17 protein-coding genes and 1 tRNA gene are annotated in these 22066 nt (G+C 68.0%); 9 read left to right on the top strand and 9 right to left on the bottom strand.

Annotated elements, in window-relative coordinates:
• Nucleotides 1-10: 10 nt before the first annotated feature.
• The 7 genes from ACTIFS_RS09395 to ACTIFS_RS09425 all read left to right on the top strand — a co-directional run bounded on the left by ACTIFS_RS09395 (nucleotide 11) and on the right by ACTIFS_RS09425 (nucleotide 10393).
• Nucleotides 11-889, top strand: a complete 879-nt coding sequence (locus ACTIFS_RS09395; protein ID WP_439573814.1) for an isocitrate lyase/PEP mutase family protein — start codon at nucleotides 11-13, stop codon at nucleotides 887-889.
• Nucleotides 886-2538: a hydantoinase B/oxoprolinase family protein gene (locus ACTIFS_RS09400; RefSeq protein WP_439573815.1), complete on the top strand. Its 1653-nt coding sequence runs from the start codon at nucleotides 886-888 to the stop codon at nucleotides 2536-2538. The genes ACTIFS_RS09395 and ACTIFS_RS09400 overlap by 4 nt, the downstream gene beginning before the upstream one ends.
• A complete protein-coding gene (locus tag ACTIFS_RS09405; RefSeq protein ID WP_439573816.1) occupies nucleotides 2535-4580 on the top strand; it encodes a hydantoinase/oxoprolinase family protein in 2046 nt (681 codons plus the stop codon). The genes ACTIFS_RS09400 and ACTIFS_RS09405 overlap by 4 nt, the downstream gene beginning before the upstream one ends.
• Nucleotides 4580-5176, top strand: a complete 597-nt coding sequence (locus tag ACTIFS_RS09410; RefSeq protein ID WP_439573817.1) for a cysteine hydrolase family protein — start codon at nucleotides 4580-4582, stop codon at nucleotides 5174-5176. Before ACTIFS_RS09405 ends, ACTIFS_RS09410 begins: the two co-directional genes overlap by 1 nt.
• 31 nt (nucleotides 5177-5207) lie before the next feature.
• Complete coding sequence (locus ACTIFS_RS09415; protein ID WP_439573818.1) at nucleotides 5208-6602, top strand: FAD-dependent oxidoreductase; 1395 nt, start codon at nucleotides 5208-5210, stop codon at nucleotides 6600-6602.
• Between the two features lie 17 nt (nucleotides 6603-6619).
• Nucleotides 6620-8557 carry an aminopeptidase P family protein gene (locus tag ACTIFS_RS09420; RefSeq protein WP_439573819.1) on the top strand — a complete coding sequence of 646 codons (1938 nt, stop codon included), beginning with the start codon at nucleotides 6620-6622 and terminating at the stop codon, nucleotides 8555-8557.
• Nucleotides 8558-8689: 132 nt separating this feature from the next.
• Nucleotides 8690-10393, top strand: coding sequence for a methyl-accepting chemotaxis protein (locus ACTIFS_RS09425; RefSeq protein WP_439573820.1), 1704 nt, complete (start codon nucleotides 8690-8692; stop codon nucleotides 10391-10393).
• Nucleotides 10394-10473: 80 nt separating this feature from the next.
• Here the strand turns inward: ACTIFS_RS09425 and ACTIFS_RS09430 are convergent, their stop codons facing one another.
• The 3 genes from ACTIFS_RS09430 to ACTIFS_RS09440 all read right to left on the bottom strand — a co-directional run bounded on the left by ACTIFS_RS09430 (nucleotide 10474) and on the right by ACTIFS_RS09440 (nucleotide 14456).
• The gene (locus tag ACTIFS_RS09430; protein ID WP_439573914.1) at nucleotides 10474-11769 is read right to left on the bottom strand and encodes an amidase; all 1296 of its coding nucleotides are present in this window, start codon (nucleotides 11767-11769) and stop codon (nucleotides 10474-10476) included.
• A gap of 63 nt (nucleotides 11770-11832) precedes the next feature.
• A complete protein-coding gene (locus tag ACTIFS_RS09435) occupies nucleotides 11833-13125 on the bottom strand; it encodes an ArgE/DapE family deacylase (protein ID WP_439573821.1) in 1293 nt (430 codons plus the stop codon).
• Nucleotides 13126-13166: 41 nt separating this feature from the next.
• The gene (locus ACTIFS_RS09440) at nucleotides 13167-14456 is read right to left on the bottom strand and encodes an ArgE/DapE family deacylase (RefSeq protein WP_439573822.1); all 1290 of its coding nucleotides are present in this window, start codon (nucleotides 14454-14456) and stop codon (nucleotides 13167-13169) included.
• 191 nt (nucleotides 14457-14647) lie between these two features.
• Between ACTIFS_RS09440 and ACTIFS_RS09445 the strand changes: the two genes are divergently transcribed.
• Nucleotides 14648-15673, top strand: a complete 1026-nt coding sequence (locus ACTIFS_RS09445) for a histone deacetylase family protein (protein ID WP_439573823.1) — start codon at nucleotides 14648-14650, stop codon at nucleotides 15671-15673.
• Nucleotides 15674-15685: 12 nt separating this feature from the next.
• Here the strand turns inward: ACTIFS_RS09445 and ACTIFS_RS09450 are convergent, their stop codons facing one another.
• The 3 genes from ACTIFS_RS09450 to ACTIFS_RS09460 all read right to left on the bottom strand — a co-directional run bounded on the left by ACTIFS_RS09450 (nucleotide 15686) and on the right by ACTIFS_RS09460 (nucleotide 18932).
• Nucleotides 15686-16942: a pilus assembly protein TadG-related protein gene (locus tag ACTIFS_RS09450; RefSeq protein WP_439573824.1), complete on the bottom strand. Its 1257-nt coding sequence runs from the start codon at nucleotides 16940-16942 to the stop codon at nucleotides 15686-15688.
• Nucleotides 16943-17097: 155 nt separating this feature from the next.
• A complete protein-coding gene (locus ACTIFS_RS09455; protein WP_439573825.1) occupies nucleotides 17098-17802 on the bottom strand; it encodes an RlmE family RNA methyltransferase in 705 nt (234 codons plus the stop codon).
• Nucleotides 17799-18932, bottom strand: a complete 1134-nt coding sequence (locus ACTIFS_RS09460) for a Ppx/GppA phosphatase family protein (RefSeq protein ID WP_439573826.1) — start codon at nucleotides 18930-18932, stop codon at nucleotides 17799-17801. The genes ACTIFS_RS09455 and ACTIFS_RS09460 overlap by 4 nt, the downstream gene beginning before the upstream one ends.
• Nucleotides 18933-19187: 255 nt before the next feature.
• Here ACTIFS_RS09460 and ACTIFS_RS09465 point away from each other — a divergent pair.
• Nucleotides 19188-19261, top strand: a tRNA-Gln gene (locus tag ACTIFS_RS09465).
• A gap of 421 nt (nucleotides 19262-19682) precedes the next feature.
• Here ACTIFS_RS09465 and ACTIFS_RS09470 read toward each other — a convergent pair.
• Genes ACTIFS_RS09470 through ACTIFS_RS09480 form a run of 3 tightly spaced genes read right to left on the bottom strand, consistent with a single transcriptional unit; the run spans nucleotide 19683 to nucleotide 22029 of the window.
• Nucleotides 19683-21305, bottom strand: a complete 1623-nt coding sequence (locus tag ACTIFS_RS09470) for a recombinase family protein (protein ID WP_439573827.1) — start codon at nucleotides 21303-21305, stop codon at nucleotides 19683-19685.
• On the bottom strand, nucleotides 21302-21718 hold the full coding sequence (locus ACTIFS_RS09475) for a DUF2924 domain-containing protein (RefSeq protein WP_439573828.1): 417 nt from the start codon (nucleotides 21716-21718) through the stop codon (nucleotides 21302-21304). The genes ACTIFS_RS09470 and ACTIFS_RS09475 overlap by 4 nt, the downstream gene beginning before the upstream one ends.
• Nucleotides 21715-22029 (bottom strand): DUF3489 domain-containing protein, encoded by a 315-nt coding sequence (locus ACTIFS_RS09480; RefSeq protein WP_439573829.1) that lies wholly within the window; start codon nucleotides 22027-22029, stop codon nucleotides 21715-21717. Before ACTIFS_RS09480 ends, ACTIFS_RS09475 begins: the two co-directional genes overlap by 4 nt.
• Between the last annotated feature and the right edge of the window lie 37 nt (nucleotides 22030-22066).

Raw genomic sequence — 22066 nt, forward strand, 5'->3', positions numbered from 1 at the left:
GAGACATGACATGAGTCCGGCTCAACGTTTGCGGCAAAGGCTCGACCAGAGCCCGGTTCTGGTCGCGCCCGGCGTGATCGACCCGCTCACCGCGCAGCTTGCGGTGAATGCAGGCTTCGAGGCGCTGTATCTGACCGGCGCCGGCATCGCCTACAGCCGGCTCGGCATGCCCGATGTCGGGCTCACCACGATGACCGAGGTGACCGAGGTCATCGCCCGCGTTGCCGACAAGGTGGATGTGCCGCTGATCGCCGACGGCGATACCGGCTTCGGCAACGCCATCACCGTCCAGCGCACGATCCGGTTCTTCGAGCGCGCGGGGGCGGCGGCCATCCAGATCGAGGACCAGACCTTCCCCAAGCGCTGCGGCCACCTGCGCGGCAAGGACGTGGTTCCGGCCGCCGAGATGGTCGGCAAGATCAAGGCGGCGGTGGATGCGCGGAAGAACGGGCTGTTGATCATCGCGCGGACCGATGCCGGCGCTGTGGAGGGCTTCGAGCGGGCTTTCGAGCGCGCCGCGGTCTATGCCGAAGCCGGTGCGGACATCATCTTCGTGGAGGCACCGCGCACGCGCGAGGAGATTGCCGCGGTGCCCCGGGCGCTCGGCCGGCGCGTTCCGCTCATGACCAACATGGTGGAGGGCGGCCGCACCCCGATGACGCCGGTCAAGGATCTCGAGGCCATGGGCTACAACCTGGTGGTCTTCTCGGCCGGCGTCGTGCGGGCCATGGCGCACAGCGCCCGGCGCTTCTACGACGCGCTCAAGGCGGACGGCACGTCCGATGCCGTGCGCGAGGACATGTATTCCTTCGACGAACTGGCCGAGATCGTCGGCACGACGGACCTTCTGGAGTCGGGGCTGCGCTATGACGGGGGAGGCGGGGCGTGACCCTCGATCCCGTCACGCTTGCGGTGCTGAAGGGCCGGCTCGAGCAGATCGCCGACGAGATGGACGCAACGCTGTACCGCTCGGCGTTCAACCCGATCATCGCCGAAGCCCGGGACGCCTGTCACGGCCTCTACCACCGCGAGACCGGCGACACGCTGGTTCAGGGCACGAAGGGGCTGCCGATCTTCGTCGGCGCCATGGCCTTTGCCGTCAAGGCCGTGATCGAGAAGGTCAGGGCGAGCGGCAGCCTCATGCCGGGCGATACCTTCATCTTCAACGACCAGTATGCCGGCGGCACCCATCTCAACGACTTCCGGCTCGTCAGGCCGGTGTTCCGCAACGGCGCGCTGTTCTGCTGGCTTGCCTCCGCCGGCCACTGGCTGGACATCGGCGGCAATGTGCCGGGCGGCTACAACCCGGTCGCCACCGAGAGCTTCCAGGAGGGTGTTCTGATCCCGGTGGTGAAGCTGGTTGCGGGCGGCGAGATGCGCCAGGACATCCTCGACATCCTGGCGGCCAACTCGCGCCTGCCGAACTCCAACTGGGGCGATCTCAACGGCCAGCTGAATGCTCTCGACCTCGGCGAGAGGCGGTTGTCGGCCCTGCTTGACGACTATGGCGAGGCGACGGTGGATGCGTCCTTCGACGCTTTCTCGGCGCGCGCCGAGGCATTGATGCGCGAGGCGGTTGCCGCCCTGCCGGACGGCACCTATTCCTTCGAGGACTATCTCGACAATGATGGCATCGTCGACGAAAGGCTCACGGTAGCGCTCGACCTGACCATTTCAGGCGACACCATGGTGCTCGACTTCTCTCGCTCCTCGCCGCCCTGCGCCGGCCCCATCAATATCTCGACGCCCACCTCGATCGCCGCCTGCTATGTGGCGCTCAAGCATGTCTTCACGGACGTGCCGGCCAATGCCGGCTGCCTCCGCCCCATCACGTTCGTCGTCCCGGAAACGACGCTGCTCGGAGCGAAGGCGCCGAGGCCCATGGCCGGCTATACCGAGACGATCCTGAGGCTCATCGGCGTTGTTTTCGGCGCCCTCGCAAGGGCGGTGCCGGAACGGGCGACCGCCGGCCCCTTCGGCACGATCAACGCGCTGTCGATGGCCGGGCACAGGGCGAACGGCGCCCGCTGGGTGATGTTCAATTTCTTCGGCGGTGGCCTTGGCGGCAATCCCGTGAGCGACGGGCTGAACCACGCCAACAATCCGATCTCCACCGCCACCATGCCGCCGGTGGAGATTCTCGAGGCTGCCTATCCGGTGATGTTCACACAATGGGCACTCAGGCCGGATTCCGGCGGCGCGGGAACCCGGCGCGGCGGGCTCGGAGCCATCTACGAGATCGAGGTGCTGGATGCGCGCGGGGCCGAGGTCTTCCTGCTCGGCGAGCGCGGCCGCTTTGCGCCCTTTGGCGTCAATGGCGGCGGCGAGGGGGCGTTGAACCGCTTTTCCTGGAGCGATGGCGCAGCGACCGGGACGCCGCCCATGGCCTCCAAGGTCACCGGCGTGAAGTTGCGGCAGGGCGGCCGGGTGCGGCTCGAAACGCCCGGCGGCGGGGGCTTCGGCGATCCTGCCGCGCGCGACCCGGCAGCAAGCGAACTGGACGTCCGGCTCGGCTACGTGACCAGGGGCGTGCAATGACCACCCTGGTCGGCGTCGATGTCGGTGGCACCTTCACCGACCTGTTCTTCATGGACGAGGCCACCGGCACGTTCCGTACGGCCAAGGTGCCATCCAACCGCGGCGACGAGGCGGTCGGCTTCCTTGAAGGGCTCAAAGGCTTCGGAGCGCTCTCGGACCTCGGCTCCATCGTCCATGGCACGACGGTCGGCACCAATGCCCTGCTGGAGCGCAAGGGCGCGCGCATCGGTGTCATCACGACCGCCGGGTTCCGCGACGTGCTGGAGATGCGCCGGCGCGACCGACGCAACACCTGGGGCCTGTGGGGCGATTTCACGCCCATCGCCGATCGCGACCTGCGCCTTGAGGTGGCCGAGCGGACGCTCGCCGACGGCACGGTGCGCGAGGCGGTCGATCCGGACGCGGTGGCGGCAGCCGCAAGGGCACTCGCCGACAGGGGCGCGACCGCGCTCGCCATCATCTTCGTCAATGCCTATGCCAATCCGGCAAACGAGCGCATCGCGGCCGCGGCGGCCCGCGCTGTCTGGCCCAATGAACACGTTTCGGTCTCCTCCGAGATCCTGCCTGAAATTCGCGAGTTCGAGCGGGCCTCCACCACCGCGCTCAATGCCTATCTCCAGCCGGTGGTCGGCTCCTATCTCGGCAAGCTGGAACAGGCGCTCGGTGCGGAATCCTTTGCCGGTGCCTTCCACATCGTCCAGTCCAATGGCGGGGTCATGTCGACCGCCACCGCTCGCCGGACGCCGGTCCGCACGGCGCTGTCGGGGCCGGCGGCCGGCGTGATCGCGGCGGCGGCCATCGCCACGGCCGCGGGCCATCCCGACATCATCACCGGCGACCTCGGCGGCACCTCCTTCGACGTGTCGCTGATTGCCGGGGGAGAGGCGGCGCTGGCGGCCCAGACGACCATCGATTTCGGTCTGGTCATCCGTTCGCCGATGATCGAGATCACCACGATCGGCGCCGGTGGCGGCTCGATTGCCAGAGTGGATCGTGGCGGCTTCCTCGAGGTTGGGCCCGAAAGCGCCGGCTCACGTCCGGGTCCGGTCGCCTACGGGCAGGGCAACGACCGGCCCACGCTCACCGATGCCAATCTGGTGCTCGGCCGCATCAATGCGGAACGTCCGATCGGCGGCAAGCTTGCAAGGCTGGACGTCGAGGCGGCACGCGAGGCGCTCGCCCGGCATGTCGGCGAACGGCTCGGCCTCGGCCCGGAGGAGGCCGCCGAGGCCGTCGTGCGCGTCGCCGACGCGCGCATGGCCGGCGCCATTCGCCTCGTCTCGATCGAACGCGGCCATGACCCCGCCCGCTTCGCCTTCATGCCTTTCGGCGGCGGCGGCGCGCTCCACGCCGGGGCGCTGATCGCCGATATCGGCCTGAAGGCGGCTGTCGTTCCGCGCTTTCCCGGCGTCACCTCGGCGATGGGTTGCGTCATGGCGGACATCCGGCACGACCAGGTGCAGACGCTGAACCTCACCCTCGACGGGCTCGACGCCTCCGCTCTCGATCTCCGCATGGCGGAGGAAGGACAGGCCGCCCGCGCCGTGGTCGAGGCGGCCGGCCTCACGGTCGAGCGCATCGACATCGTCTATGAACTCGACATGCACTATCTCGGCCAGACCCACACGGTGGCCGTGCCCCTGCCGTTGACGCTGGAAGGCGGCCGGACAGGCATCACCCCCGCCATCGTCCGCCAGGCCTTCGAGACAGCCTATTCGCGGGCCTTCTCGCGGCTCCTGCCCGGCCTCGGCATCCGGATCGTCAATCTTCGGACCGCCGCGATCGGCCGGCGTCCGGCCATCGATCTGTCGGCACTGGCTCCCGACGCCACGGCGTCCCTCGACAGGGCACGCATCGGCACGCGCCCGATCTGGTTCGGCGGCTGGCGGCCGGCGGCCGTCTTCTCCCGCCTCGACCTGCCGGTTGATGCGGTTGTCGAGGGGCCGGCCGTGCTGGAACAGGGCGATGCGACAACGCTCGTCCCGCCCGGCCAGCGCGCCCGCGTCGACCGCTACGGCAACCTCGTCCTGGAGCGCGCCTGATGGACCTTGCCCGCACCGCCCTGCTGATCTGCGACCTGCAGAACGACTTCCTTCATCCGGACGGCGCCTACGGCCGGGCAGGACAGTCGGCGCCGGAGATTGCGGCCGTGCCGGCACGGGTGAAGCCGCTGGCCGACCTGATCCGCCGCAAGGGCGGATGGATCGTCTCGACGCATTTCACGCTGGTGCCGGGTCGCAACGGCGAGCCCTTCATCTCCGACCACCTGAAAACCCTGCGGCCGTTCCTGACGAAGGGCGATTTCGTTCCCGGTTCATGGGGACACGACACCGTCGACGACCTGCAGCCCATCGACATGAAAGTGGAGAAGGTCGCCTATTCGGCGTTCCACATGTCCCGGCTCGAATGGGTGTTGCGAAAGGCCGGCATCGACACGCTGCTGGCCTGCGGCATCGTCACCAATGGCGGGGTCGCCTCCACGGTGCGCGATGCGCATGTGCGCGACTTCCATGTGACCGTCATAGCGGATGGCTGTGCGGCCTTCTCGCTGAAGGTGCACGACGAGGCGATCGCCGGATTGAAGCCGGTTGCACGGATCGCGACGGTCGAGGAACTGATGAGGGAGATCGGCGGGTGACGGTCAGCGTCCCCCGGCCGATGCCATCGCCATGAGCCAGGTTCTGTTCGACGACGAACCCTTCGACCACACCGTCCCTGTCGCCATCGTCGGCGGTGGGGCCGCAGGGCTCTGCGCGGCACTGGCGGCAAGGGAAGCCGGCGTTGAGCCGGTGGTGTTCGAGCGCGATTCCCTGCCGCAGGGTTCGACGGCGCTTTCCGCCGGCCTCATTCCGGCGCCCTGCACGGCTGCCCAGCGCGCAGCCGGAATCGCGGACAGCGTCGAGCTCTTCGCGCGCGACATCCAGGCCAAGGCTCATGGCGAGGCTGACGCGGTCGTTCTGCAGGCGGTGGCGGAGGGTGCGGGTCCGGCCATCGACTGGCTGACCGAACGCCACGGGCTCGCCTTCACGGTCATCACCGACTTTTCCTATCCCGGCCATTCGGCGCGGCGAATGCACGGGCTCGCCTCGCGCGCGGGCGCGGAGCTGATCGACCGCCTGCGCGCCGCTGCCGAGGCCACGGGCATCGAGCTGGTCACCGACGCGCATGTGACGGCGCTCGTCGCGACGCCGGAGGGGCGCGTGCGCGGCCTGGTCGTGAGCCGCCCCGATGGCGCGAAGGAGCGAATCGGCTGCGACGCGCTGGTGCTCGCCTGCAACGGCTATGGGGGCAACCGCGCGCTTGTCGCGACACATATTCCGGCCCTGAAGGATGCTCTCTATTTCGGCCATCCCGGCAACCAGGGCGATGCGGTGCTCTGGGGGCAGGCGCTGGGTGCGGAGATGAAGCACATGGGCGGGCACCAGGGCCATGGCTCGGTCGCCCATCCCCACGGCATCCTGATTTCCTGGGCTGTCATCATGGAAGGCGGGTTCCAGGTGAACGCGGAAGGCCGCCGGTTCTGGAACGAGGCGCAAGGCTATTCGGAAGCGGCGCTCGCGGTTCTCGACCAGCCGGGCGGCATTGCCTTCGACATCTTCGACGCCCGCATCGCCGGCATCGCGCGCCAGTTCGAGGACTTTCGTCGCGCCGAGGCGGCCGGCGCCGTGCTTCAAGCGGAATCATCGGATGAACTGGCACGGCGCCTGAACATGGACCCGCAAGTGATTCGCGCGACTCTCGAATCGGTCGCCGACCTCAAGCGCCGTGGCGGCACGGATCATGCCGGTCGCGACTGGTCGGGTGTTCCTCAACTTGAATCTCCGTATCAGGCCGTGCGGGTCACCGGGGCCCTTTTTCACACGCAAGGGGGCCTCGCGGTGGACAGGCGGGCGCGGGTTCTGAGGCCCGACGGCACGCCGTTGCCCAACCTTCTCGCGGCAGGGGGTGCGGCGGTGGGGGTGTCGGGGCCGGACGCCTCCGGCTATCTTTCCGGCAACGGCCTGCTCACCGCCGTGGTGCTCGGACGCATCGCAGGCGGAGAGGCGGCCCGACAGGTCCTGTGACGCCCGCCGAGAACCCCATGCCGCGACCCAAGCCTGCCTCCGCCGATCCCAAGGCGCTCGCTGCGATCCTCGCCCGCGTGCGTGCGACACCCGCCTCCAGCGATCCGGATGACTGGATGGCGGCTGCGGCCCCTGCTGCCTCCGCCGCCGAGAAGGACGCGCTCCGCTCCGCACTGGCCGCCGTCCCGGAACCCGATTTTGCGCGCGATGCCACGCGCATTCCCGCGCTGCAGAAACTGTTGCGGAAAGACCGGCTCGCGGCCTTCCTCGTGCCGCGCGCCGACGAGCATCAGGGCGAATATATCGTCGCCCGCGCCGAGCGGCTGCGATGGCTTACCGGCTTCACCGGCTCGTCCGGCTTCGCCATCGTCCTGCAGAAGGAGGCCGCCCTCTTCGTCGATGGCCGCTACACGTTGCAGGCACCCGCCGAGACCGATGCCTCGGTCATCGCCTGCCGGCACTTCAAGAAGCCGCCGGCAACCGAATGGCTCGCCGGAAAACTGAAGAAGGCTGACCGCGTCGGCTATGACCCGCGCATCACCCCGGTGAAGGAGGCCGAGCGCTGGCGCGAGGCGCTGGCGAAGGTGGGGGCCGAACTGGTCGGGCTCGACCACAACCCGATCGACAGCCTGTGGGCGGACCGTCCCGGCGATCCGTTCTCGGCCGCTCGCGCGCAGCCGCTCGCCTATGCCGGAGAGGCAAGCGCCGCCAGGCGCGCGCGCCTCGGCGAGGAGATCGCAGGGCGGGGCGCCGATGCGGCCGTGCTCAACCAGCTCGATTCCATCGCCTGGGTGCTGAACGTGCGAGGTGGCGATACGCCCTCGACACCGCTGGTCCAGAGCTTTCTGATTCTCGCCGCAGACGGCCATGCCACATGGTTCGTCGACCAGACGAAATTCACGCCCGGCCTTGTCGCCCATCTCGGCAATGGCGTGACCGTGCGGCCGCTGGAGGCTTTTGCGGACGGACTGAAGGATCTCGCCGGCAGGGCCGTCACCATTGAGCCGGAGACGGCGACCGCCTGGATCGAGGGCGTTCTGAAGGATCAGGGGGCCGCCATCATCCCGGGGCCCGATCCGGCCGTGCTGCCCAAGGCGCGCAAGAACGCGATCGAGCTTGCCGGCACGCGCAAGGCCCACATCCGTGATGGCGCGGCGATGGTGCGCTTCCTGCGCTGGGTCGACGCGCAGGCGACAGGGCAGGACGAACTGGCCGTCATGGCGATGCTTGAACAGATCCGCGGTGCCGATCCGCTGCACCGCGGCCCGAGCTTCACCACCATCGCCGGGGCCGGACCCAACGGCGCCATCGTTCACTATCGCGCCTCGCCGCAGACGACCCGGGCGGTGGAGGCGGGAACCTTCCTGCTGATTGATTCCGGTGCGCAATATCTCGACGGCACGACCGACATCACACGCACGGTTCCGGTCGGCAGCGTGCCGGCCCGCCTGAAGCGGCAGTTCACCCTGGTGCTCAAGGGCCATATCGCCGTCGCCACCGCCCGCTTTCCCAAGGGCACGGGCGGCATCGCCCTCGACGGCTTCGCGCGCCGGGCATTGTGGCAGGCGGGCCTCGATTTCGATCACGGCACGGGCCATGGCGTCGGCGTCTATCTCGGTGTCCACGAGGGGCCTGCGCGCATCTCGCCGCTGTCGCAGGTGCCGCTCGAACCCGGCATGATCCTGTCCAACGAGCCGGGCTGCTACGAGACAGGCTCGCATGGCATCCGCATCGAGAACCTGATCGTGGTTCAGGAGAGCAAGCTGGAAGGCTTCCTCGAGTTCGAGACCATCACCTTCTGCCCGATCGACCGGCGTGCCATCGATGTGCGGCTGCTCTCGACCGAGGAGCGCGCGTGGCTCAACAGCTATCACGCCGCCGTGCGGCGCAAGCTCAAGGGGCAGCTCAAGGGTGCCGACCTGGCCTGGCTGATGCGGATGACGCGGCCGCTGTAAACCAGCGGCCGCCGCATGACGTTGCGTAAGTTACGAGAATCGAAGGCGTATTTCCGAGCTAGGCGGATTTTCCCACCGTTTGTTAACCAAGATCGTCAATGGTCGCCCCGTCGTTCACTCCCGGGGCCATCCATGCGCATCCTCAATCGCCTCCCGCTGGCCGCCAAGGTGGCCAGCCTCTCCGTTCTGATGATCACGGCCGTCGCGCTTGCTGCGGGCTTCTATGCCATCAATCAGATCGATGCCCGCATGGACGAGATCGTCGAGGGCCAGATCGCCGAGCGCAGCCTGGCCATCTCCCGCGCGGTCGAGCTTGGCCTGCCCGGAGGCAAGATCGAACGGCAGGGCACGGCCGGTCCCGTGCTGCGCATCCGCGCCACGGCCTTGACCCCCGAGGGCGACCACCGCGTCGTCGACCACGCCAGCGATGCCGCCTCCATGTTCCGCCTCGACCCGGCCACCGGCGATCTGATCCGCCATTCGAGCTCGGTCAAGGATGCCGAGGGCAATCGCGTCGTCGGCACCCGCATTCCCGCCGCCTCGCCGATCTCGCAGGCAATCAAGCGCGGCGAGGTCATGACCGACCACATCGTAGTGGCCAACATTCCGCGCATTGCGCGCTACACGCCGATCGTTGCGCCGGACAACCAGATTCTCGGCGCGATCGGCGCGGGAATCAGCCGCTCGGCGGCCGAGGCGTCCTCGTCCGCCATGCGGCAGGGCGTGCTGATCGCCCTGGCTCTCCTGACCATCGCTGCGGCTGCCGGCGTCTTCCTGCTTCTGACCCTGTTCCTGCGCCCGGTCCGCGAGGCGGCCGATGCCGTCAACGCTCTCGCCGAGGACAAGCCGGTGGACATGTCGCGCCATGCCGGCCGCGGCGACGAGATCGGCCTGATGGCCCGCGCCGTCGACACGCTGGCCCGCAGCCTCGCCGAGCGCGCGCAGATGCGTGCAGCCGAGGACGGTCGGTCCTCTGCCGAGCAGGCCCGCCGCCACGAGATGGAGGCGGCCATCTCCGCCTTTGACGCAGCCATCGGTGCTGTGATGGATCGTGTCGCCTCGCGCGCCGACGCCGTCACCGAAGCCGGTGGCACGGTTGCCGAGTCCGGCGAAGCCGCCGAGACCGGCGCCCGCGATACCGTCCACGCCACCGAGGAGACGATGCACCGCGTCACCGGCATTGCCGGGGCCACGGAGGAGCTCAACGCGGCCATCGTTGAGATCCGCCGTCAGACCGAAGAGGCGATGAACGTCTCCACCGAAGCGACGCAGGCCGTGGAATCGGCGTCGGCCGACGTATCCGGTCTGGCTTCGACCGCCGAGAAGATCGGCGAGGTGGTGGAACTCATCCGCGCCATCGCGGAGCAGACCAACCTGCTCGCCCTCAACGCGACCATCGAGGCTGCCCGCGCCGGCGAGGCCGGTCGCGGCTTCGCGGTGGTTGCCTCGGAGGTCAAGCAGCTTGCCTCCCAGACCGCCCGCGCCACAGAGGATATCGCCGCGCAGGTCTCGGCGATCCAGCAGGCCACCGGTCGCACGGTTTCCTCCATGACCGGCATTTCCGGCACGGTGGTGAAGATGCGCCGCACCAGCGAGGCCATCTCGACCGCCATCGACCAGCAGGCCCAGGCCACCCAGGAGATCGGCGTCAGCGTCGAGGGCACGGCAGCGGTAGCACAGACGGCGGGCCAGTCGGTCCGCGACGTGGCCGAGCGGCTCGTCGCCGTCGGCGCCGCTGTCGGCTCGCTCAACGACGTCGCCAGGGGTCTTGAGACGGATGTCGCCGGTCTGCGCGGCGCTGTCGGTGACTTCCTGCAGCGCGTGAAGGCGGCCTGACCGGGCCCGGCCTGAACATGCACGTCGTTGCCATGGCCGGGCAGGTCCCGGCCATGGCACGATCCGCACGGGTCCGCCTCTCAGGCCGCGAACAGGCGCTCGACGGCCGCGGCCATGCGGATCAGCCTGCGGTCCTGACCGCCGGCCGCAGTCATCATGAAGCCGACCGGCAGAGCCCCGCCGACCGGGCAGGGCAGGGAGATGCCGCAGAACGAGAAGATATTGCCAACCGTCGTGTTGCGCAGCATCAGGCCGTTCGCGGTCCAGAACTGGTCGTCTGAGGCCACGAGATCGGCAATCTTCGGCGCGCGGATCGGAGTGGTCGGCAGGATCAGCGCATCGAGATCGGCGAGCCGGTCGGCCATCCGCGCCACCAACTCCGTCCGCTTGTTGACAAGGCGGATATAGTCGGGCGCGGCCGCCTTGGCACCCACGCGGATCCGGGCGAGCACGCGCGGATCGAAGTCGCGGGCGCGTTCCTCCATCCGTTCGGCATGCACCGCAGCCGCCTCCATGGCGACGAAGGGTGCGCGGGCCATGGCGTCGGCAAGCTCCTGGAGCAGGTCTTCGATGGAGACGTCAATGACCCGAGCCCCGGCCTTGCCAAGCGTATCGGCTGCCGCCTCGAAGGCCTTCTCGACCTCCGGCTCGATCTGCCCGAACATCCGCCCGCGGGGAATGCCGAGCCGCAGCCCGGCCAGCGGCGCGGGCTCGACGGTCCAGGCCTCCTCGCCGGCGAGCACGGCATCGGTCGCGGCACAGTCGGCGACCGTCCTCGCCAGGGGGCCGATCGAATCCAGCGCATAGGACAGGGGAAAGGCCCCCTCGGTCGGGATGCGTCCAAAGGTCGGCTTGAAGCCGACACAGCCATTGAGGGCCGCCGGGATGCGAACCGAGCCGCCGGTATCGGAGCCAAGGCCCATGCGCGCGGTGCCCTCGGCGGCCGAGACCCCGGCTCCTGACGAAGAACCCCCCGGCACCCGGCTCTTGTCGGCGGCATTGCCGGGCGTGCCGTAATGCGGGTTGATGCCGATGCCGGAAAACGCGAACTCGCTCATGTTGGTCTTGCCGACGATGACGCAACCCGCACGCCTCAACCTGGCAATGGTCGGCGCATCCGCCGTGGCCGGCGGCTGCCCGCGCAGGATGATCGAGCCGGCGGTGGTCACCTCTCCGGCGACATCGAACAGGTCCTTGATCGAGATGACCCATCCGTCCATGGGGGACAGCGGCATGCCGGCCTGCAGCCGCGCATCGGCGGCATCCGCCTCGATCCGCGCGCGCTCGGTATAGACCTTGGTATAGGTGACCCGGCCGTCGGAGGTTGGATCGTCGATGCGGGCGAGCGAGGCTTCGAGCGCATCGCGGACGGGCATGGGCATGAACGGCACTCCGGCTGGATGGGATGGGACGACTGTCGGCAATCGCTGGCAGTCAGGTCAAGGCGCCCGGACCGGCTCGACGCCGCACCACTCGGCGACGAACAGCGCCATCGACTTGGTCGCCTTGCGCAGGGACTCGATCGAGAAGCGCTCGTCGAAGCCGTGGACCCGCTCGGCGCTCGGTCCGTAGTTCAGCGTGGGGATATCGTCGAACAGCGCATAGACGCGCCCGTCGAGATAGGCCGGCGTCACCGCCTCCCTGAGCGGTTCGCCCCAGGCCTTCTCGTGCGCCCGCGCCAGCACAGCCTCTGCCTCCGAGCCGGGCTTCAGGATGTAGCCCTCGGTGGTGAAACCGTTGAAGACGACCCTCGGCGGGTTGTTGGCAAGGAACCGGTCCTCGCGCGCGGCCTTGGCGATCGTGTCCTCGATGGCGCGCATCATCGCCTCGGGCTTCTCGCCGGGGAAGATCGAGATGCGGCAGTCCACGGTGCACCAGGCCGGCACCGACGACGCCCAGTCGCCGCCCTTGATCAGGCCGAAGTTCAGGTTGATCGGGTGAGCCTCGTCCTTGAACAGCGGATAGTCCTTGGTCTTGGTGTTCCAGAAGGCCTCGAGCTCGCGCAAGCTCCGCATGACGCCATAGGCCGCCTCGATGGCATTCTGCCCGGAACCGGCTTCGCGAACATGGACCGGGTGGCCCTGGACGGTGAACTGGAACCAGACGACCCCGACATTGCCACGGGTGATCTTGCCCTGCGAGGGCTCGGGAATCAGGGCGGCCTCCGCCTTGTAGCCGCGCAGATGGCACTGGAGTGCGCCGTTGCCGGTCGATTCCTCCTCGACCACCGACTGGACATAGACGGTCGCGGCCGGCTGCACGCCCGCGCGCGCGAGCGCGTCGAACACCGCGACCATGGCGCCGTGGCCGGCCTTCATGTCGCCGGCGCCGCGCCCGTAGAACCAGTCGCCGTCGATGCGCGGCTCGTAGGGCGGCGAGGTCCACATGGCGATGGGCCCGACCGGTACGATGTCGATATGGCCCTGCATGATCAGGCTGCGTCCGGTCTCCTCGCGCGGCCGGTGAATGCCCACGACGATCGGCGCGGTCGAATGCGTGGGCGAGAACGGCGAACCGCCCGGATGGCGCTTGATCGCCTCCTCGTCCATGGCGAAGCGCTCCATGGCGAAGCCGCGCTTCCTGAGTTCCTGGAACACGAAGTCCTGGACGGCATGTTCATCTCCCCGCTGCGAGGGATAGCGCACCAGCGTCTTGAGATAGTCGAGCTGGGCATCGAAACCATCGTCGACAGCCTTGACGATACGGTCGGCGAGTGCGGGGTCGAGGGTCATGGGCATGCTCCGCGAATTCGGTATCTGTCAGCGGGAAGTGTTCAGGGGCGGATCGGCTCGACGCCGCACCATTCGGCGACGAACAGGGCCATCGTGCGGGTCACGCGGCGCATGCTGGCCATCGAGAAGCGCTCGTCGAAGCCGTGGATGTTCTCTGAGATCGGCCCGTAGCAGAGCGCGGGAATGCGGTCGTAGAGCGCATAGACGCGGGTATCGAGATAGCCCGGCGTGACCAGATCCTGCAGCGGCTCGCCGGTTGCCGTCTCATGGGCGCGGGCGAGCACGGCTTCCGCCTCCGAGCCCGGCTCCAGGGCATAGCCTTCGGTGGTGAAGCCGGTGAAGGTGACGCGCGGCGGGTTGTTGGCGAGGAACCGGTCGGCGCGCGCAGCAAGGGTCACGGCCTCCTCGATGGCCCGCTGCATCGTCTCCGGCCGCTCGCCAGGATAGATCGCGATGCGGCAGTCGATGGCGCACCAGGCCGGCACCGATGAAGCCCAGTCTCCGCCCTCGATCATGCCGATATTCAGGTTGATCGGATGGTCGATGTCCTCGAAATGGCGGAAATCGGCCCGCTTCGCATTCCAGCGGGCTTCAAGCTCGCGCAGGGCGCGGATCACGCCCTGGGTTGCCTCGATCGCATTCTGCCCGGTTCCCGCCTGGCTGACATGGACCGGCAGCCCCGCCACCTCGACGCGAAACCACACCACGCCTGTATTGGCGCGGATCAGCTTCTCGTCCTCCGGCTCGGGGATCAGCACGGCCTCTGCCCGATAGCCGCGCAGGTGGCACTGAAGCGCTCCATTGCCGGTCGATTCTTCCTCCACCACGGACTGGACGGTGAGGGTCGCGGCCGGTTGCAGGCCGATGGCGGCCAACGCATCGAAGACGGCGAACATGGCCGCATGGCCTGCCTTCATGTCCGCGCCGCCGCGGCCATAGAACCAGTCGCCATCCCTGTGCGGCTCGAAGGGGTCGCGCGACCACAGTTCGCGCGGACCGGCAGGCACTACGTCCACATGGCTCTGCAGGATGAGGCTGCGGCCGGTTTCCTCCCGCGGGCGGTGGATGCCGACTACGATCGGTGCGTCGGAATGGTCGGCCGTCACGGGCGAGCCGCCGGGATGGCGGGCAATGGCGGCGCTGTCCATCGCGAAGCGCTCGGTCGCCCAGCCGCGTTGCTGCATCGCGGCCAGCACATAGTCCTGGCACGCATGCTCGCGCCCGCGCGTGGTGGCGAAGCGCACGAGGTCTGCGGTCAGATCCATCTGCCTCTCGAAACCGGCATCGACGGCTTGGACGATCCGGGCGGCGAGGGCGGCATCGAGGGGCATGCAGGTATCCTTGGGTCGGGCGGAGCCTACCGCCTCGGCGCCGCCGATCAACCACCGACGGTGCAGCCGTGATGCGCGCGCGACGACCTGCGGCCCCGGGCAGGCCTCCCATGGCGCCGGCCGCCCTTGCCAATTGGGTCCCTAAGGGGATCATGGCCGCGATCCATTCACCCCAGCGACAAGCAGCCCCCATGAAAGCCGTCGTCACCGACCTGCACAAAGGCCACGATCCCAAGCGCTTCGTCCTGCGCGGCAAGTTTGCGAAAGGCGAGGAGCGTCCCGAGCGCGCCGAGCGGCTGATGGCCGGTCTGCGGGCGGGTAACCACCCAATGGTGCCAGCCGAGACCTTCGGGCAGGGTCCAAGGCTGGGTGTCCATGCGGTCGACTATCTGCGGTTCCTCGAAGAGGCCGCCGAGGAATGGAAGACGCTTGCCGATGCCTCCGACGAGGTGCTCGGCAACGTCCACCCGGTGCGGCGTCAGGGCACCATGCCGGCGTCCCTGACCGGACGGGCCGGCTGGTACATGCAGGACATGGCCTGTGGCATCGGTCCCGATACGTGGAAGGCGGCGGCCTCGGCGACGGATGTAGCGGTTACAGCCGCCGAACTGGTCATCGAGGGCGAACGCGCAGCCTATGCGCTGTGCCGTCCGCCGGGCCACCATGCCTATCGCGACATGGCAGGCGGCCACTGCTTCCTCAACAACACCGCCATCGCTGCGCACTATCTGCGATCGGTGCATGACCGGGTGGCGGTTCTCGACATCGACATCCACCACGGCAATGGCACGCAGGCGATCTTCTACGACAGGCCGGACGTGCTGACCGTGTCGGTCCATGCCGACCCCTCGCGCTTCTATCCGTTCTACTGGGGCTATGCCCACGAGCGCGGGGAGGGGGCGGGCGAGGGCTTCAACCTCAATCTGCCGATCCCGGTCGGCGCAGGCGATGATGCCTATGCCGCGGCGGTGGAAGCCTCGGTTGCGACAATCAACGCCTTCGCGCCGGGCATTCTTGTCGTGGCACTCGGCCTTGATGCCTCCGCCGACGATCCCTTCGGCGGGGCGAAAGTCACCGAGCATGGGTTCCGCCGCGCCGGCGAGGCGATCGCGCGGATGGGCCTGCCGACGCTGTTCGTCCAGGAGGGCGGCTACCTCTCGGACCGGCTCGGGCCAAACCTGACGGCGGTGCTCGGCGGGTTCGAGGCCGCCGCCTGAGCGCGGACCGGCCTACTGCGTCAGCCGGACCTGCGTCGGCGTTCCCGCGCCCGTTCCGAGCGGCGAGGTCCCTGGGGCGAGCTTCCAGTCGAGCTGGTTGAGGATCAGTGTGTTGAACACCATGGTCACCTTGCTGCCGACAATGTTTGACGTCGCATTGTAGGTGACGTTCCGGTTCGGCAGGTCGATGAGACCCGAAATGGTCTCGCTGACCGACGAGTTGAACACGAAACTCGACCGGTTCGTGCCGCCCGAGGGCTCGAACATCAGGATATTGGCATGGGTGCCGCTGGTCGGCGCCGTCATCACGGCCGTGATGCCGCCGTTGAACTGGATGCCGGCGCCCGTGTCGACGAAGAAGAAGGTCACGCCCTCGGCGGTCACGGTCGATCCGGAATTGATGATCATCGAGCCCTTGATGATGTGAAGGCCGGGCTGGAAGACGATCTTGGGCGAGCCGTTGAAGATGACCGAGCACCAGGTCGACCCGGCGGCCATCACATGGGTGCCGCTCTGGGGCGGGTCATAGACCTGCTTCGTGTTTGAGCAATTGCCCGCTGTCGGCGTCGGCAGCTTGCCGGCGAAGGGGTCGGGCTGGGCGGCGCAGCCAAGTTCGATCGGCAGGCTGGCCGAGGTGTTCTTGATGATGTTGGTGCCGGCGATGCAGAACCGCCGGACATTCAGCGTCGTGCCGGCATTGAAGATCGCCGCAGGGTTCTGCTTGGAATGGACGTGGACCTCGCAGTCCGGCGCATTCAGCTTCGCCCCCGAATTGACCAGCAGCGACTGCGAGGCCTTCGGGTCCAGCACATAGAGACAGGGGCCTGCAGCGGCGGTTTCGGAAGAAGCGGTACGGATCGCCGAGCCCTGGACGCGGATCAGTGTCGTGCGCGCATGCAGGACGCCGCCGAAGACGTTTTCATGCATCACCTCGGCCGTGCCGTTCAGCGTGTTGCCGTTGAGGTTGTAGGTGGCCGTCGGCGCGGCCTCCCCCGGCGTCGAGAAGTTTGCCGAGAACGTCTGCCTGGCAGTCGCTGTTTCCTGGCCCTTCACCCGCAGCCCGGCCAGCAGCGACGCGTCGAGGCTGGCCTGCATGCGCGCCTGAAGACCGGACGACCGCGAATAGTCGACACCCGCGCCCACCGCGGCGAGCAGCGGGAGCGCCGCAATGGCGAACACGACCGCCACATTGCCGGATCGGTCGCGGACCAATCGGGACAGATGCCGGCCGGCGTCGCGGTGCATGCGGTGGGAGAACAGGTGAAACATGACGCAGACAGCCCTCTTTGAACGAAGCCAGTCTGTCATTCTCGATTTAATTCGAATTGCGCGCGGTTGCGCGGAATCAGCTTAACGCGCGTCAATGATGTGAGCGCTCGTTGCGTGGCCGCCGCATTGCAGCAAAGCGTGCGAGCAGTTTTTGCTCAGGCCTCGGCGGGGCTCTGGTCCCGTCCCCGAAACCCGGTGGCGAGAACATAGAGTTCGCTGGAGTCCTGCCGGCTCGCCCTCGGCTTGATGTGCTTGACGGTGGTGAAGTCGCGCTTGAGATCGGCGAGCAGTGCACCCTCCGTGCCGCCCTGGAGCACCTTGCACAGGAAGAGGCCGCCGGGGGCCAGAACCTCGCGGGCGAAATGGATGGCAAGTTCGGCCAGATAGACGATCTTCAGGTGGTCGGTCTTCTTGTGACCCATGGCATTGGCCGCCATGTCGGACAGGACGACGTCGGCCTCACCGCCGAGCAGGGACTTCAGTTGCTCGGCCGCGTGATCGTCCGTGAAGTCGCCCTGGATGAAGTCGACGCCCGGCACGGGATCGATCGCCAGGAGGTCTATTCCGACGATCTTGCCCTGGCCCTTGTCGAGCCCGATGCGCTTGGCTGCGACCTGCAGCCAGCCGCCCGGCGCAGCCCCGAGGTCGACGACGCGCTGGCCGGGCTTCAGCAGCTTCATCCGGTCGTCGATCTCGATCAGCTTGAAGGCCGCGCGCGAGCGCCAGCCTTCCTTGCGCGCCCGCGCGACGTAAGGATCGTTCAGCTGGCGCTCCAGCCATTTCTGCTGGCTGGTGGTGCGCTTCTTGGCGGTCTTCAGGCGCACCGCCAGCTGGCGGCCGCCACCGGGCTTGGTCGTCATCGCATGCCTCCCTCGCCGGGCCGGTTGTTCTCCCAGGGCCGGTGATGGAAGGGGCGGCGCCAGACCCCGTCCTGGCGCATCAGGCCGACAAGGATGCCCTCCCGCAGGCCCCGATCGGCAACCCGCAGCCGCTGGCAGGGAAAGTGCCGGCGCATGCCTTCCAGAATCGCGCAGCCGGCAAGCACGAGGTCCGCCCGCTCCGCCCCGATGCAGGGATGGGCGATGCGCTCCTCGTAGCTCATCTCGAGCAGGCCGCCGAGGATCGTGTCCACCTGTCCGGCCTCCAGCCAGGCCCCGTCGACCCGCCGGCGGTCATATTTCGGCAAGCCGAGATGCACGCCGGCCAGCGTCGTCACCGTTCCGGACGTGCCCAGCATGTGAAGGTGCTCGATCTGGGAACGGATCGCCGCGCGATGGGCAAATCCCTCGACCATGCCGGCCACCTCGTCGACCATGCGGGCGAAGCTCTCAGGGGTGACATGCTTGCCGTCATGCCTCTCGGCCAGCGTCACCACGCCGACGGGCAGGGAGGTCCAGCCCAGAATCTCCGCCGTCGGCGGGCCGCCATTGCGGCCGGGACCGCGCGGCAGCAGCCAGACGAGTTCGGACGAGCCGCCGCCGATATCGAACAGGATGACCCCGCGCGCCTTCGGATCGGCAAGCGGCACGCAGCCCTGGGCGGCGAGCTGGGCCTCGGTGTGGCGATCGACGATCTCCAGCGCCAGGCCCGTCTCCTCCTTCACCCGCGCGATGAAGGTCTCGCCATTCTCCGCCTGACGGCAGGCCTCGGTGGCGATCAGGCGCGCGCGCGCAACCTGACGGTCGCGCAGCTTCATGCGGCAGACCTTCAGGGCCTCCACGGCACGGTCCATGGCGGCTTCGCTCAGCCGGCCGGTCTGGGCAAGCCCCTCGCCGAGCCGCACGATGCGCGAGAAGGCATCGACGACGCGAAAGCTCGCCCCCTCCGGCCGGGCGACCAGCAGGCGGCAATTGTTGGTTCCAAGGTCGAGGGCGGCATAGAGCCTGCGCGGCCGTGCCTGGAAGGGCGGACGGCCGTCACCGGCCCTGTTCCCTTCATTTGCCCCGATGCCCCCGGAACCCGGCGAACCGCCGCGCGGTTCGTGGGTCATGGCGACCTTTCCACCGACGGACCGGAGTGCGCGAAGGCGCTCGACGAGCCAGCGGTTGTCTCGTTCAGTTGAAACCAACTCTAGCAGCGACCCGCCCGGCCGCAAGGCCGATAACGGGCAGCGGCCGCGAGGATCGGGCGGGCACCGGGCGAACGGGCGAAGCGAAGGAAGACCGGGCCGGGGTCTTGAACCCGCCGGCCTAATCGACTATCACGCCGCCTCGCACCGGCGACAGGTTGCCTCGCGCAGCCCTGCTGGGGGATAGTTCAACGGTAGAACATCGGACTCTGACTCCGAGAATCTTGGTTCGAATCCAGGTCCCCCAGCCAGCCACCCGCTCAATTTGTCTCTGATCTCTGCGCTGCCCGCCAATCCTCGGCGTTGTCGCGCCAATTTTCTGCCAATCCCGATCCTGCGTGCCAGTTCCGACCGTTCCAGGCGCGCCGTCTGCGGGTCTTTGGCGGGCGGTCTCAGGCTGTCGCGATGCAGGGTGAGTTTCGCCTGTTTTCCCTGGTAACAGGGAATTTGCAGCGAACTCGCGCGGTTTTCAGACGCTTTTCCTGTTCCTGCATCGGCAGGAACGTCAAAACCTTCGCAATTTCAACGGGTTGTGCTGGCAAAAGCCTGCTTTCCTGTTTTTGGCCGGAACAGGCATTTTTCGAGCGTATCAGGGTATTTTTTGCGGGCTATCAGGCAATTTCGCCGAGGAACAGGCGGCGGCGTGATGGGAGCCTTCGCCGCGCTGATCCCTCACGTCATTCCGACCTGCCGCAGTTGGTCGGTCCACAGGATCGGCATGGTCCCCTGGGTGAGGCTTGCGAGCGTCATCGACGGGGGCTGGGTGCCGGCAAGGATCGCCTTCTGGATCTGAGGCGCGAGGAAGGCGAGACGGACCATGCGGTGGCGTTGAGGTGTCTTCGGGGCCTCGTCCAGGATCGGCAGGCCGAGGGCATCCCGGCGAACGGCGGCATGGGCTGCACGCAGCGCGCGGATGAGTGCGCGGTCGGGGCGAGGACCGTGACGGTCGCCTTCGACGATCTCGGTGCGACCCCGGCGCGTCGAGAAGCGGCAGGCGAGGCTGAGGATCGTTCTCTCGGGATCTGTGGGGTGCGGAATCGCGCTTTCGTCGGCACCAGGTGTTGAGCCCGCATTCCTGATGTCCTCTGCCAGAACCTCGATCCTGATGCGGCCGGCCAGAACCTCGATGCGCCTTGTACGCTCAAGGTGCTTGGATCGATCGCCCGTGGTCCCGAGCATGCTCAGACGGTTGGCAATAAAGTCCTCGATAGCGGTGGCGGAGATCCGGCGTGGCGTGTCGTCGGCCGGGGGCAGCTTGCCGCCCTGCTGGAGGGGGGCGGAGACGTAGTATCGATAGATCGTGCCGCCGCGGCCATAGGCGAAGGTCGGCGACATCGGATGGCCGTCTGCGTCAAATATCCTCCCCGTCAGTGTTGATGCTGCCTTGCCGCCTCCGGCCAATCCGGCTCTGGCCATTCCGCCTCCGTCCTTGCCCTGCCGGCGTGCCTGTCCGTCGAGCCGTGCCTGGACGGCCTCGAACACCGCGCGGTCGATGATCGGCGGATGCAGCCCCGGATAGTGCCTGTCCTTGTGGACGATCTCTCCGAGGTAGAGGCGGTTGCGCAGGAGGTGGAACAGGTTGCCGCGGCTGAAGTGTACCCCGCCGCGCGATCGTCCCCTGGCCGAGGTTGTGACCCTGGTCCGGATGTCCCGGGCGATGAGGTCGCGCTCAAGGGCATGGACGGAGCCAAGATCGAGATAGGCCGCAAAGATATGGCTGACGATGGCGGCTTCCGGCTCGTTGATGGTGAGCGTGCGCGGTCCCGACGACGGTCGATCGTAGCCGAGCGGAACATTGCCTCCCATCCACATGCCGCGCGCCTTGGAGGCAGCGATCTTGTCGCGGATGCGCTCGCCCGTGACCTCGCGCTCGAACTGGGCAAAGGAGAGCAGCACGTTGAGGGTGAGCCTGCCCATCGAGGTCGTGGTGTTGAAGGCCTGGGTCACCGAGACGAAGCTGACCTGGTGGCGCTCGAACACCTCGACCATGCGGGCGAAGTCGGCAAGCGAGCGCGTCAGGCGGTCGATCTTGTAGACGACGACAATGTCGATCCGTCCTGCGGCGATATCGGCGAGGAGGGCCTTGAGGGCAGGGCGCTCCATTGATCCTCCGGAATGCCCACCGTCATCGTATGCGGTGGGGACCGGTCGCCACCCCTCGGACCTCTGGCTGCGGATATAGGCGAGGCAGGCCTCGCGCTGGGCATCGAGACTGTTGAAGTCCTGTTCGAGGCCCTCCTCGGAACTCTTGCGGGTGTAGATGGCGGCGCGGCGGTTCGATGGCGTCGACGTCATGCGCGCATACCCTTGAGGCCGAAGAAGCGGGGGCCGCTCCAGCGTGTGCCTGTGACGGCCTCGGCCACCGCCGACAGGCTCGGGTAGAGCCTGCCGGCGTGACGGAAGCCCGCCTCCTCGACGACCACCTCGATGGTCTGACCCTGCCAGTCCCGGCGCAGCACGGCGCCGAGACCAAGGCTTCGACCCTGCCGTTCAGTCGCGCCGCGGCGCTCGAGTGCGCGGCGGACCGTGAAGTCGAGACCACCCGTTGCTTTTGCCTGGATGCGCCAGGCCAGCATCAGGCGCAGAAGCTCGACCGAGCGAAGCTTCGGCGCCGGTCCGAACCTGCTGCGCCAGGCTGACCTCAGGCCATCGAGGTCGAGCGCATCGAGCGCCCTGACCTCGGTCTCCAGCGAGGGCGAGGCTCTCACGCCGCTGCCGTGATCTTGTAGCGGCGGACCCCGTCCTCGATGCTTGAGGTGACGACGTGGCCCTTGCGCTTCAGGGCTCCCGCGATGGCGCCCCGGATCGAATGAGCCTGCCAGCCGGTCGCCGTGCAGAGTTCGGCGATGCTTGCGCCGGTCGGGGATTGCAGATGGCTGATGATGGTCGCCAGCCGCGAGGGTGCCCTGGCCGGGCCCGGCTCGGGCCTTGCCGGCGCCCTCTCCGCCGTTTGGGAGGCCTTCGTGCTCGCGCCCTTGCGTGTGCCAGTGGCGTTTGAAGCTTTGGTCCTGTTGGACATCGTGTTGTTCCCTGGTTGCCGCAAGCGGAACATGCCG

Origin of the sequence: Phreatobacter sp., assembly GCF_051860605.1 — a bacterium.
In the GTDB taxonomy this organism is placed as follows: Bacteria; Pseudomonadota; Alphaproteobacteria; order Rhizobiales; family Phreatobacteraceae; genus Phreatobacter.